At 70.5% G+C, this 12376-nt stretch carries 13 protein-coding genes; 12 read left to right on the top strand and 1 reads right to left on the bottom strand.

Going from position 1 to position 12376, the window contains the following annotated elements; all coding sequences use genetic code 11:
* Positions 1-13: 13 nt before the first annotated feature.
* The 5 genes from BLU09_RS18830 (at position 14) to BLU09_RS18810 (ending at position 4888) form a co-directional block, all read left to right on the top strand.
* Positions 14-517 carry a hypothetical protein gene (locus BLU09_RS18830; protein ID WP_186817948.1) on the top strand — a complete coding sequence of 168 codons (504 nt, stop codon included), beginning with the start codon at positions 14-16 and terminating at the stop codon, positions 515-517.
* Positions 514-1323: an MlaE family ABC transporter permease gene (locus tag BLU09_RS18825; RefSeq protein WP_090490932.1), complete on the top strand. Its 810-nt coding sequence runs from the start codon at positions 514-516 to the stop codon at positions 1321-1323. The genes BLU09_RS18830 and BLU09_RS18825 overlap by 4 nt, the downstream gene beginning before the upstream one ends.
* A 6-nt stretch (positions 1324-1329) precedes the next feature.
* Positions 1330-2148, top strand: coding sequence for an ABC transporter ATP-binding protein (locus BLU09_RS18820; RefSeq protein WP_090490931.1), 819 nt, complete (start codon positions 1330-1332; stop codon positions 2146-2148).
* A complete protein-coding gene (locus tag BLU09_RS18815) occupies positions 2145-3353 on the top strand; it encodes an MlaD family protein (protein ID WP_090490930.1) in 1209 nt (402 codons plus the stop codon). Before BLU09_RS18820 ends, BLU09_RS18815 begins: the two co-directional genes overlap by 4 nt.
* Positions 3354-3511: 158 nt before the next feature.
* On the top strand, positions 3512-4888 hold the full coding sequence (locus BLU09_RS18810) for a hypothetical protein (RefSeq protein ID WP_090490929.1): 1377 nt from the start codon (positions 3512-3514) through the stop codon (positions 4886-4888).
* 3 nt (positions 4889-4891) lie between these two features.
* Here BLU09_RS18810 and BLU09_RS18805 read toward each other — a convergent pair whose 3' ends face one another.
* On the bottom strand, positions 4892-5086 hold the full coding sequence (locus BLU09_RS18805) for a hypothetical protein (protein WP_143043145.1): 195 nt from the start codon (positions 5084-5086) through the stop codon (positions 4892-4894).
* Between the two features lie 26 nt (positions 5087-5112).
* On the opposite strand from BLU09_RS18805, the gene BLU09_RS18800 reads away from it, so the two are divergent.
* The 7 genes from BLU09_RS18800 to BLU09_RS18770 all read left to right on the top strand — a co-directional run bounded on the left by BLU09_RS18800 (position 5113) and on the right by BLU09_RS18770 (position 12375).
* Positions 5113-6408: a M20/M25/M40 family metallo-hydrolase gene (locus BLU09_RS18800; RefSeq protein WP_090490927.1), complete on the top strand. Its 1296-nt coding sequence runs from the start codon at positions 5113-5115 to the stop codon at positions 6406-6408.
* A 204-nt stretch (positions 6409-6612) separates the two neighbouring features.
* Complete coding sequence (locus tag BLU09_RS18795; protein WP_090490926.1) at positions 6613-7773, top strand: pyridoxal-phosphate-dependent aminotransferase family protein; 1161 nt, start codon at positions 6613-6615, stop codon at positions 7771-7773.
* A 211-nt stretch (positions 7774-7984) separates the two neighbouring features.
* Positions 7985-8596, top strand: a complete 612-nt coding sequence (locus BLU09_RS18790; RefSeq protein WP_186817949.1) for a DUF2378 family protein — start codon at positions 7985-7987, stop codon at positions 8594-8596.
* A gap of 2 nt (positions 8597-8598) precedes the next feature.
* Positions 8599-8778, top strand: coding sequence for a response regulator (locus tag BLU09_RS39410; RefSeq protein ID WP_244171832.1), 180 nt, complete (start codon positions 8599-8601; stop codon positions 8776-8778).
* A gap of 161 nt (positions 8779-8939) precedes the next feature.
* Entirely contained in the window at positions 8940-9308 is a 369-nt protein-coding gene (locus BLU09_RS18780; RefSeq protein ID WP_090490924.1) for a response regulator, read from the top strand.
* Positions 9309-9409: 101 nt separating this feature from the next.
* On the top strand, positions 9410-11557 hold the full coding sequence (locus BLU09_RS18775) for a cation:proton antiporter domain-containing protein (protein WP_090490923.1): 2148 nt from the start codon (positions 9410-9412) through the stop codon (positions 11555-11557).
* Positions 11557-12375: a helix-turn-helix domain-containing protein gene (locus tag BLU09_RS18770; protein ID WP_090490922.1), complete on the top strand. Its 819-nt coding sequence runs from the start codon at positions 11557-11559 to the stop codon at positions 12373-12375. The genes BLU09_RS18775 and BLU09_RS18770 overlap by 1 nt, the downstream gene beginning before the upstream one ends.
* Position 12376: the final 1 nt, after the last annotated feature.

Here is a 12376-nt window from a genome sequence, read left to right as displayed (position 1 = left end):
GAAGAACGGTGCCATGCCGCGGATGACGTTGCTGTGCCTGCTGGTGGTCATGCCCCTGGCGGGCTGCCACAGGACGACGTTCGAGGATTCCGTCCTCACCAAGCCCGCCGTGCGCTACCGCATTGGCAAGCTCCCCGCGTATTGGGAGCAGGTGCGGCTGGAGGACAACGACCTCGCGTTCGCCGAGGAGGGCACCGGTCGCGCGCTCTCCGTCAACGCCACGTGCCAGGGGCATGATGACCCGTCGCTCCAGGTGCTCACCCGGCACCTGCTGGCGGGCTTCACGGACCGACAGGAAATCGCTGAACGGCGCATCCCCATGGATGGGCGCGAGGCCCTGCGCAGCCGCCACCTGGCGAAGTTGGACGGCGTGCCCGTGCAACTGGAGCTGGTGGTGCTGAAGAAGGACAACTGCGTGTTCGACTTCACCTACGTGTCGCCGCCGGGGCTCGCGGACGGGCGCATGGCGGACTTCGACGCGCTGCTCGCCGGCTTCGAATCGGAGCGCAAGGGATGACGACCCGGCAGCCCGAGGTGGACGCGGCGGCGGCGTCCGGGCCCCCGAGCCTCATGGACCGGGCGAAGGAGCGCCTGGAGTCACTGGGCGCCCTGTCGCGGATGACGGGGCAGGTGTTCAGCCGCGCGGTGCGTCCGCCCTATGACTGGCGCGGGCTCGTGTACCACACCGAGTCGCTGGGCGTGCGCTCGCTGCCCATCGCCCTGCTCACCGCGATGTTCGCGGGGCTCGTCATCTCGTTGCAGTTCGGCTACTTCCTGTCGCGCTTCGGCGTGCAGTACACCGTGGGCCGCGTGGTCATCCTCACGCTGTTCCGCGAGCTGGCGCCGGTGCTCACCGCGCTCACCGTGGGCGCGCGCATCGGCAGCGGCATCGCCGCGGAGCTGGGCGCCATGACGGTGACGGAGCAGGTGGACGCCATCCGCGCGCTGGGCGCGGACCCGCTGCGCAAGCTGGTGGTGCCCCGCGTGCTGGCGTGCCTGATTGTGCTGCCGGTGCTCACCGTGTTCGCGGACGTCGTGGGCCTGGTGGCGGGCGCGCTGGTGGTGAACTTCCAGTACGCGATTACGCTCAACCTCTTCTTCCAGGGCGCGCTGGACGCGGTGCTGATGCCGGACTTCGCCTCGGGCGTGTTCAAGGGCGCGGTGTTCGGACTCATCATCGGCCTGGTGGGTTGCTTCCGCGGGCTCACCGTGGAGGGCGGCACGGAGGGCGTGGGCCGCGCCACCACCCAGACGGTGGCGACCACGTCCGTCTCCGTGTGTCTGGCGGACTTCTTCATCACCCAGCTCACGCTGAGCCTGTGACGTGCCATGCGCTCCTCGTCCCAGACCCCTTCCGAGTTCGCGTTCCAGCCGCCCCGGCCGGGTGAGCAGCTCATCTATTTCGAGCACCTGACGAAGGCGTTCGGCGCCAAGCGCGTCTATGACGACATGGACCTGGACGTGCGCGCCGGTGAGACGCTGGTGGTGATGGGCGGCTCGGGCACGGGCAAGAGCGTGCTGCTCAAGTGCCTCATCGGACTGCTGTCGCCAGACACCGGACGCATCCTCTTCCAGGGGCACGACCTGACGCGCTTCACGGAGGAGCAGTTCATGCCGGTGCGCCGGCACGTGGCCATGGTGTTCCAGGGCGCGGCGCTCTTCGACTCGCTGAACGTCGGGGAGAACGTGGCGTACCCGTTGCGCGAGCACTTCCCGGACATGCCGGCGGACGAGGTCCGTGCCCGCGTGGCGGAGAAGCTGGCGCTGGTGGACCTGCCCAACACGGAGCGGCTGATGCCCTCCGACTTGTCGGGCGGCATGCGCAAGCGCGTGGGGTTGGCGCGGGCCATCGCCACGGAGCCGGAGGTCATCCTCTGGGATGAGCCCACCACGGGCCTGGACCCCGTCACCACGCAGTCCATCAACGTGTTGATCAACTCGATGAAGACTCGGCTCGGTTGCACTTCCATCGTCGTGACCCACGACATGGTGAGCGCGTTCACCGTGGGAGACCGCATCGCCATGCTGGCCAATCGGAGAATCGTGCAGGTGGGCAATCCGCGGGAGATGCTCCACTCCACCGTCCCGGAGGTGCGTGCCTTCCTCGACGCGCGCCGCGTGGAACTGTTCCCCGGAGGCGCGCCATGAGCCTGTTCTCTCCCGCTGGAACCGAGCGCCGCCTGGCGCTGCGCACGGGCCTGTTCGTCGCCGTCGGTCTGGCGGTCGCCAGCGTGGTGGTGATGGTCATCGGTCAGCAGTCGCGCCTGTTCGAGCGCAAGACGATGTATCGCGCCTACTTCGCCAACGTGCAGGGCCTCAGTGATGAGTCGCCCGTCTGGCTCGGTGGTCTCAACGTGGGGCGGGTGACGGGCATCGTCTTCTCGCCCGACCCGAATGACCCGCGGCTGGAGGTCCAGTTCCATGTGTCATCGCGCTACACGGACCGCGTGCGTCAGGACTCGGTGGCGCAGTTGTCCAGCATGGGCGTGCTGGGCGACAAGGCGGTGGACATCTCCCTGGGCAGCCCCACGTCACCGCCGGTGGAGGCGGGTGGGGTGCTCAAGTCGTCCACGGGCGGTGACTTGTCCTCGCTGCTCAGCGGGGCGTCGCAGGTGATGGAGAACTCGGTGGCCATCAGCAAGTCGCTGCGGGCGGCGGTGGAGACGTACGCCAACCCGGAGATGACCAACGACGTGACGCGCGGCGTGGCGGCGCTGCGGGCGCTGCTGGAAGAGGTGGAGAAGGGCGAGGGCGTGCTGCACGCGCTCATCTACGACAAGCAGGCCGGGCGCGAGGTGCGGGGGCTGCTGGCCAACGCGTCCAGCGCGGCGGCGCGGGTGGATGGCGCGGTGGGCGAACTGGAAGGGATTCTGCGCGAGGTGCGCACGGGAGACGGCACGGCCCACGCGCTCGTCTACGGCCAGGATGGCGCCAAGGCGCTGACGGAGCTGGGGGCGGCGGCCGGGCAGCTGGCGGGGCTCATCGAGGATGCGAAGAAGAGTCCCAACGGGGCGGTGCACCAACTGGTGTACGGCGACGCGAGCGGCATGTTCGCGGACCTGGGCAGCGCGGCGGCGGACCTGAAGAAGATTACGGCGACCGTGGCGAAGGGAGACGGCACCGTGGGCGGGCTCATCAGCGACCCGACGGTGTACGAGGACCTGCGCGAGGTGATTGGCAACGTGAAGCGCAACCGCATCCTCCGCGCGCTGGTGCGCTTCTCCCTGAACAACCGGCAGGACTTGGAGCAGGTGGGCAAGGTGAAGGGCGTGGAGCCACGCTCCGAAGCGCCCGCCGCGGCTCCGGCGGAGACGGCTCCCTCGGCGCCTGGGGCGCCTGGGGCCCAGCCCTAGCCTGGGTGGACGGAGAGCTCGCGGAACGCGATGTCGCTGAGTCGAAATGGATGCGCAGATGCGTGTCTCGCGCGATCCTGGCTTTCCTGCTTCCGAGCCACTAAGACGGCGGCCCTCCAACGCGCCGCTGCCGGAGCGCGCGAGGAGGCCCTGTCGCGATGAGCTCATCCGCTGTTTCCTCCCCTGTGGCTTCCGTGCCCGCGCGCCCCACCTCTCGCATCTGGGCGGGGCGGGTGCTGCTCTTCGTGGGCTTCTTCGCGGCGCTGGCGGCGTTCCCCGTCTACACGCCCTTCGACTCCAAGCTGACGCTCCCCACCACGCTGTCTCTGTTGCGTGAAGGGAACCTCGACCTGGACGAATACGCCCCCGCCTTCGAGTCGTACCGTCACGGCCTCTACGAGCGTGACGGCCATCTCTACAACTACTTCCCCCTGGGCCCTTCCCTGGTCGCCGTGCCCATGGTGTTGCTGGTGGATGGCTTCGTGCGCCTCGCCACGCCCGTGGGCCAGCTGCACCCGGCCCTGGCGAAGCCCCTGGCGCATTGGCGCCACATCTACGACGCCACCGGCGGCGTGGACCTGGATGCGTGGAACGGCCCGCAGCGCCTCTTCGCCTCCGCGCTGACCGCGCTCGCTGGCGTCGTCATGTTCATGCTGGGCACCGCGCTGCACCTGTCCCGCCGGCGCGCGCTCCTGCTCGCCGCCGTCTTCGTCTTCTGCACGCCGCTGCTCTCCACCGCCAGCCGCGCCCTGTGGCAGCACGGCCCTTCGCTGCTGTGCCTCACCCTGGTGCTCCTCGGCCTCGTCCGCGCGCGCGAGGCTCCGCGTCACGTGGCCTGGGCGGGCATTCCCCTGGCGCTCGCCTACGTCATGCGGCCCACCAACAGCCTCTCCGTGCTGGTGCTGTCGCTCTACGTGCTGTGGACCTATCCTCGGCACGCCTGGAAGTTCTTCGCTGGCGCGCTCGCAGTGGCCATCCCGTGGGTGACGGTGAACCTCATCCACTACGGCTCCGTGCTGGCGCCTTATTACGAACCGCAGCGCCTGGAGCTGTCCGCCTCTCGCGTGGCCGAGGCCCTGGCCGGCAACCTCGTGTCCCCCGCGCGCGGGCTGCTCGTGTTCACCCCTGTGCTCCTCATGAGCGCCTGGGGCCTGTGGATGGACCTGCGCGCCCGGACCTTCACCCGGCTGCATGCCGTGCTGGTCGCGGTGGTCGCGCTGCACTGGGCCGCCATCTCCACCTTCCCGCACTGGTGGGCAGGGCACTCGTATGGTCCGCGCTTCTTCACGGACATGGTGCCCTATCTCGTCTTCTTCCTCGTCCCCGTGGTGCGCGCGCTCCAGTGGAAAGGCCCCGAGGCCCGGCGCGGCCTGACGGCCACCTTCGCGGTGCTGGCCGTGCTGAGCCTGGTCCTCCATGTCCACGGTGCCAGCTCGCGCGCGGTGTACCGGTGGAACAGCTTGCCGCTCGACGTGGATGAACACCCCGAGCGGCTCTGGGATTGGTCCGACCCGCAGTTCCTCGGCCGCCGCTGAGCGCTATCCACCGCGTGCGTGCCGCGCCAGCGCGCGCGTCAGGTGCCCCGCCACGTCCGTGCCGCCGCGCGCGTCGAAGCCCAGGTGGAGCGCCGCGTCACCCGGGCTGTACGGGCCGCTTCGTCCGCTGCTCCACGATGGCCCCGCCAGTGCCCGCCGTATTGGCAGCGGCGCCTGTTCGTTTCCGGTGACTTCCACCGCGCGCCTGGGCTCCAATCCGTTTCATGAAAGCTCTTGCCCTGCGTGAGGACCGTTTCCTCGATGTGCTCCGGCGGCTCATCGCCCTGACTCCGAAGCTGCAGAACAACCCTGGCGCGGGGCTGGTGCCCGAGGAGCGGCTCGCCGCGCAGGTGGTGCTGGACACCCTGGCGCCGCACATCGAGAGCGGCTTCATCCAGGCGGAGTCCGTGGCGGGCCCGGGCCAGGCGTCGCGCCCCTGTCTGGTGCTCACCGTGCCGGGCGAGGGAGAAGGCGCCATCGGCTTTGTCGGCGCGCACTTCGACGTGGTCCCCGCGGACCAGAAGGCGGAGGGCTGGGAGCGCAGCCCCTTCGAGCTGTGGGAGGGCCCCGGCGGCGTGCTCTACGGGCGCGGCGTCACCGACTGCCTGGGGCACGTCGCCGTGCTCACGGACCTGCTGGCCCAGCTGGCCGAGCGCAAGGTGCGCCCCAGCCGCACGCTGAAGGTGGTGCTCATCTCCAACGAGGAGTCCTCGGAGCTGCCGGGCCTGGGCCTCAACTACGTGGCCGAGCAGGGCATGCTCAAGCCGCTCGACGGCCAGCCGGTGTACTGGCTGGACAGCGCCAACTTCGGCCCCACGCTGGGCACGGCGGGCGTGTCGCTGTGGGAGCTGAAGGTGACGGGCGTGGGCGGCCACTCCGGCATGCCGCAGAACTGCGTCAACGCGCTGGAGCTGGGCATGGCCGCGTCGTTGGAGCTGGCGCGCTTCTTCCACGAGCGCTTCCCGCCCACGGAGGACGAGAAGCGCTGGGGCTTCCTGTCGTCCTCCAGCCTCAAGGCCACCGTGGTGGAGGCGCCCAACACCAAGGAGACGAAGGTGCCCGCCGACGTCGTCCTGCGCGGCGACATCCGCCTCACGCCCTTCTACGACCTGGCGGAGGTGCAGAAGGCGGTGACGGACTTCATGGCGGAGCTCGACGCCCGGCTGGCGCGCGACGACGCCCCCGCGCACTTCCCGCGCACGCGCACGGCCAGTGGCAAGCGCGGTGAGCTGGCGTTCCGCTTCCAGGGCGGCGGCACCGAGGGCATCGCCTGCCGGCTGGACTCGGAGGGCTTGCGCGCGCTGAAGGAGGCCATGCAGGTGGTGCGCGGCGTGGCGGCCACGCCCTTCTCGCTCACCGGCTCGCTGCCGCTCGTGAGGGACCTGCAACGCCAGGGCTGCGACGTGCAGATTACCGGCTTCGGGGACATGCAGTACTACCACGCCCCCAACGAGCAGGCCCGGCTGGAGGACTTCCGGCAGGGCTTCGCCATCCTCCGCGAGCTGCTCGTCCGCCTCTGAGGCGGAGCGGGTCCGGAGGGTTGCTGTTCGGAAATGTCGGGAGTTTTGCGCCGCGAAATGTCCCGACATTTCCGAACAGCGCGCACCGGACACTCGCCCGGACGGAGCACATGTGCGTGGACAGCGCGGCCGGGGACCGCCACAGTCGGCCCGGGCCGCGGGCACCTCTGCTCGCGCCGGCTGTGCGAGAGGCGAGGTGACGCCGTGAGAGACTTGCTGATGATTCCGGGGCCGGTGGAGTTCGAGCCCGAGGTGCTCCAGGCGCTGGGCGCTCCCACCCTCAGCCACACGGACCCCGCCTTCATCGCCGTCTTCGGCCGGGCCCTGAAGCGGCTCCGGGAGGTGTGCCTGGCGCCCTCCGCACAGCCCTTCGTGGTGTCCGGCTCCGGGACGCTGGCCATGGAGCTGGCGGTGGCCAACCTGGTGGAGCCCGGGGACGCGGCCCTGGTGGTGAACACCGGCTATTTCAGCGACCGGATGGCGAAGATTCTGGAGCGCCACGGCGCCCAGGTGACGCACGTGCGCGCCCCGCCGGGGGACGTGCCCTCCCTGGACGCGGTGGAGACGCACCTGTCGAAGGGGGGCTTCAAGGTGCTGTCCATCACCCACGTGGACACCTCCACCGGCGTGCTCGTCCCCGCGGAGGCGCTGGTGCGGGCCGCGCGCAAGCACGGCGTGCTGTCGGTGGTGGACGGCGTGTGTGCCACCGCGGCGGAGACCTTCCGCCAGGACGCGTGGGAAGCGGACGTGTACCTCACGGCCAGCCAGAAGGCGGTGGGCGTGCCGCCGGGGCTGGCGCTCCTCACGGTGGGGCCCCGGGCCATGGAGGCCTGGCGCAAGCGCAAGACGCCGGTGGCCAGCGTCTACGCGGACTTCGCGGAGTGGCTGCCCATCATGGAGGCGTACGAAGCGGGCAAGCCGGCCTACTTCGCCACCCCGCCAGTGAACCTGGTGGCCGCGCTGGACGTGAGCCTGGGGCAGATTCTGGCCGAGGGCATGGACGCGCGCTTCGCCCGGCACCAGCGGATGGCGCGGGCCTTCCGCGCGGCGTGGAAGGCCATGGGCCTGCGCCTGTTGCCCACCTCCGACGCCGTGGCCGCCAACACGCTGAGCGCCGTGTACTACCCGGACGGCGTGGACGCGGCGCTGGTGAGCGGGGTGAAGGGGCAGGGCGTCGTCGTCGCCGGCGGCCTCCACCCGGACCTCAAGACGCGCTACTTCCGCGTGGGCCACATGAACCGCGTGGGGCCCGCGGACGTCCTATCCACGGTGGGCGCCCTGGAGCGCGCGCTCATCGGCGCCGGTCATCGCTCGGAGCCCGGCGCCGCCGTGGCCGCCGCCCAGGCGTCCCTCATCGCGGGCTGAGCCTGGCCTGGGGCATCCGCCCCGTTCGTTGGCTGGCGGATGCTCCTCTCGGCCCGCGGGGCGAACCGGGTTTGATTCGACAGTACCGGAAAAATATGCGACTGTTGGCTTCCCGGAAGTGGGGGGAATCTTGTGAGCCCGGAAGCATCCGCGAAGTGAGGTGGCGGTGTGTTCCCCGGGCGCCTTGGAAGGGCCCCTCGGGGAGATGACCATGTACGCGGGTTACGAATCGAGCGCGGGTGGTGGCGCGGCCTGGGAGCTGGAGCTGCGGCGTCTGGCGGCCTCCGACGACGACATGGCGCGTGGGATGTTCTTCCAGGGCACGCTGGACGTCGTGGGTTTCCTGGGAGGCGAAGGCGCCGTGGCCCGCTGCAAGGGGGTGGCTGGCATCTGGGAAATCAACCTCCTCCACATGTACCCCATCACCCGGTTCCTCCGGATGTCATCCACGGCGGCGCGGCTGTTGGCCCCGCAGTTGGACGGCTTCGAGGGCGTGCTGCGGCGCATGGGAACGCAGGCCACGGTGGACTTCGTGGCGTCCGTCTTCGGACGGGAGTTGATGCGAACGGCCAGCGGCAAGCCGCGGCTGCTGTTGCAGTCGCTGGGAGAGGCCTACCTCGCCGCGGTGACCTACGGCGAGCGCTACCCGCTGTGGACGGGGGAGACGAGCGCCCGGTTCATCATGCGGCGTGACTTCATGCCCGCCGCCTACCACGAGGGCGTGCTGCACGGCGTGCTGGAGGCGGTGGGCGCGCGTGAGGTCCGGGTCCAAGGTCGCCAGGTGGGGCTGCTCGACAGCGAGTACGAGCTGTCCTGGAAGTAGGCGTGGCGGTGCGCCCCGGCGTGCTGGTGGAGGGCGACCTGCCCCGGCCGGACGGCCATGAAGTGCCGCGCAGCATCCGCGCGGACGCGCACACCCGGATGCTGCCGGTGGCCATCCGCTCCGCGCCGGCGGAGGTGGCTGTCCTGGCGCGTGGCCCACCTGGGCCGTGTTCAGGTGGCTGACAGAGGGAACGGAAATTCAGAGGACCCGGTGAAGCATGGCTTCGAACGCTTCGGACGGGCGGTAAGCTCGCGCTCCCATGGGGGCCGGGCCTGGGCCGGGCCGCGCGAAGGAGGGGCGCGCGCTTCGCCCTGGATTTGCCGTTGGAGAAGGAGAGGCGTGAGTGAGCCGGCCGTTGCTGGTGGTGGATGACGACGCGGACCTGCGCGAAGCCCTGGAGGAAGTGCTTCGTGACGCGGGCTACACGGTGCTGGGGGCCAGCAATGGCAAGCAGGCCCTGGAGGTGCTGGGCGCGGCCACGGAGCTGCCGGGGCTCGTCCTGCTGGACATGATGATGCCCGTCATGGACGGAGGCGGGTTCGCGCGGGCCATGCGCCAGGTGTCCGCCTGGCGGGACATCCCGGTGCTCGTCTTCTCCGCTTCAGCGAATGCTCGCCAGGTCGCGGATGAGATTGGCGCTTGCGGCCACCTGCGCAAACCCGTGGACGTGGACACACTGCTGGACGCCGTCAGCCGCCATCTGTCGGCGTGAAGCAGGCAGGCGGGTCCTGTTTGACGCTCCGCGTTCCCCCCGGTTGACGCCTCGGAATCAGGTTGGTAAGTGCCAGCTTAACACTTTACGTGGAGGGCCGGATGCACACCAACGCGCTCGCGCTGCTGATCTTGCAGCTCATCGTCATCATCGGCTTGTCGCGGCTCATCGGCCGCGGCGCGCGGTGGTTGGGACAGCCGTTGGTCATCGCGGAGGTGGTGGCCGGTATCGTCCTGGGGCCCTCGTTGCTGGGCTGGCTGGCGCCGGACATCATGAACGGGCTGTTCCCGGCCTCGTCCATGCCGGTGCTGACGATGCTCAGCCAGGTGGGCCTGGTGCTGTTCATGTTCCTCATCGGCCTGGAGCTGGACCCCCAGCTGCTCAAGGGCCGGGGGCATGCGTCGGTGGCCATCAGCCACTCCAGCATCGTCGTCCCCTTCGCGCTGGGCGCGGGCGCGGGCGCGCTGTGGCTCTACAAGAGCCTGTCGTCGCCAGAGGTGCCGTTCTCCTCGTTCGTGCTCTTCATGGGCGTGGCGATGAGCATCACGGCCTTCCCGGTGCTGGCGCGCATCCTCACCGAGCGAGGCCTGCTCCAGTCGAAGGTGGGCACGGTGGCCATTGCCTGCGCGGCGGTGGATGACGTCACCGCGTGGTGCCTGCTGGCCTTCGTCGTCTCCATCGTCCGTGCGGCCAGCCTGGCGCAGGCGGCGCTCACCACGGTGATGGCGCTGGGCTACATCGCCTTCATGCTGATGGTGGTGCGGCCCTTCCTCGCGCGCCTGGGCGCGCGGGTGGCCAGCCGTGAGGGACTCACCCAGAACGTGGTGGCGAGCACGCTGGTGCTGCTGCTGGCGTCCGCGGGCGTGACGGAGCTCATCGGCATCCACGCGCTCTTCGGTGCCTTCCTCTTCGGCGCGGTGATTCCGAAGGAAGGCCGGCTGGCGGAGACGCTGGCGGAGCGGTTGGAGGACGTGGCGGTGGTGTTGCTGCTGCCCGTCTTCTTCGCCTTCAGCGGCCTGCGCACGCAGATTGGCCTGCTGAACACCGCGGAGGACTGGCTGACGTGCGGCGTCATCATCGTGCTGGCCTGCCTGGGCAAGTTCGGCGGCAGCGCGGTGGCGGCGCGGATGACGGGCCTGCGGTGGCGCGAGGCGAGCGCCATCGGCATCCTGATGAACACGCGCGGGTTGATGGAGCTCATCGTCCTCAACATCGGCCTGGATTTGGGCGTCATCTCACCCCAGCTGTTCACGATGATGGTGCTGATGGCGCTGGTGACGACGTTCATCACCACGCCGCTGCTGAAGTGGATCTACCCGCTGGAGGAGATTGCCCGCGAGCGCGTGGTGGTGCCGCTGCCGGTGGAGCCGGGCCCTCCGCCCTACAGCGTGCTGATGTGCGTGTCGCACGGGCAGGCGGGGCCGGGCATGGCCACCCTGGCGCGCTCGCTGACGGGGCGTGAGGAGGGCGCGCAGCTTCACGCGCTGCACTTGGTGTCCCCGGAGCGCGCGTCCCTGCGCCCGGCGCAGCAGCGGGCCCCCGAGGAGGACAGCGCGCTGATGCCGCTCTTGTGGCGGGCCGTAAGCCTGGGGCTCTCCGTGCGGCCGTTGTCGTTCGTCTCCGCCGAGCCGGCCCAGGACATCTGCCGCACGGCGAAGGCCCGGCGCGCGGACCTGGTCCTGCTGGGGTGGCACAAGCCGCTCTTCAGCCAGACGATGCTGGGCGGCACGGTGCGGGGGGTGATGCAGGAGGCCAGTGGCCCGGTGGCGGTGCTGGTGGACCGGGGCCTGTCGGACATCAAGCGCGTGCTGGTGCCCTTCGCTGGAAGCCGGCATGACCGTGCGGCCCTGGCCCTGGCCCAGCGGCTCAGGAAGCAGGCGGGCGCAGAGGTGACGGTGCTGCATGTGACGCCGGACCTCGGCGGCAACGGCGGAGCCCGGGCGCAGGTGGAGGCGCTGTTCCCCGCGAACGAGGGCGGCGTGACGTTGAAGGAGGTGCGCAGCGACGCGCCGGACGAGGCCGCCCTGGGTGAGGCGCGCCACGGCTATGACCTGGTGATTGTCGGCATCGGCGCGCAGTGGGGGCTGGAGGACAAGGTCTTCGGCCTGCAGCGCGAGCGCATCATCCGGGACGCGCCGGGCTCGCTGCTGGTGGTGTCTGACGCGTCTCCCGCCACGGCGGCGGAGCCCACCTCCGAAGCCGCCAACGACGGGGCCACTGCGGTCCGGGTGCTGCCCGCGAGGAGCTGATGCACCTGGGAGCCACCCTCCGACTGTTGCGCACGGATGCGGGCCTGTCGCTGCGGGACCTGGCGCGCCGTATCGGCGTGTCCAGCGCGTACCTCAGCCGGGTGGAGAACGGCGTGGACGCGCCCCCCACGCCCGAGCGTCTGTCGGCCATTGCCCGCGAGCTGCGAGTCCCGTCCTCGGTGCTGATGGACGTGGCCAACCGGATGAGCCCGTCCGTGGCCGCCTACATGGAAGAGGTGCCGGGCGCGGGGGCCCTCTTCCTGGACATCGCCCAGCGGCGCCTGTCCGGGTTGCAACTGGCGCGCGTGCGCGACTTCCTGGACGCGGAGTTCCCCGTGGCCCAAGGGCGGCGCGACGCGCCCGTGCCGCCGCTGGCGCCGCTGCTGGCGCCAGAGCGCATGGTGTTGCAGCTGTCCTGCGCGGGCTGGGACGACGTGCTGGACGTGGTGGCGGAGCGGCTGGCCTCCTCGCAGCCCGGCATGGACGTCGCGCGGGTGGTGGGGGGCCTGAAGCGGCACCGGGAAGAGTCCTCGTGCGCGGTGGGCGGCGGGGTGGCGGTGCCACATTCCTTCCTGCCAGGCGCGGTGCCCACCGCGGCCCTGGTGACGCTGGCCACGCCGCTCGCGGGCGATACCCCCGACGGCAAGCCGCTCCGCGTCGTGGTGGCCATCCTGGACGCCGAGCGGGGCAACCCCCAGTTGGTGCGGCTGGCACATCTGGCGCGGCTGGCGGCCCATGGGCTGGCGGACCGGTTGTTGGGGCTCAGCCAGCCGGCCCAGGTGCTCTCCAGTCTGGAGGAGCTGGAGGCGCTGCGCTGAC

Origin of the sequence: Myxococcus virescens, assembly GCF_900101905.1 — a bacterium.
Classification (GTDB): Bacteria; Myxococcota; Myxococcia; order Myxococcales; family Myxococcaceae; genus Myxococcus; species Myxococcus virescens.
The sequence above is the reverse complement of the archived record's forward strand: the minus strand, read 5'-3'. Positions and strand labels throughout refer to the sequence as shown.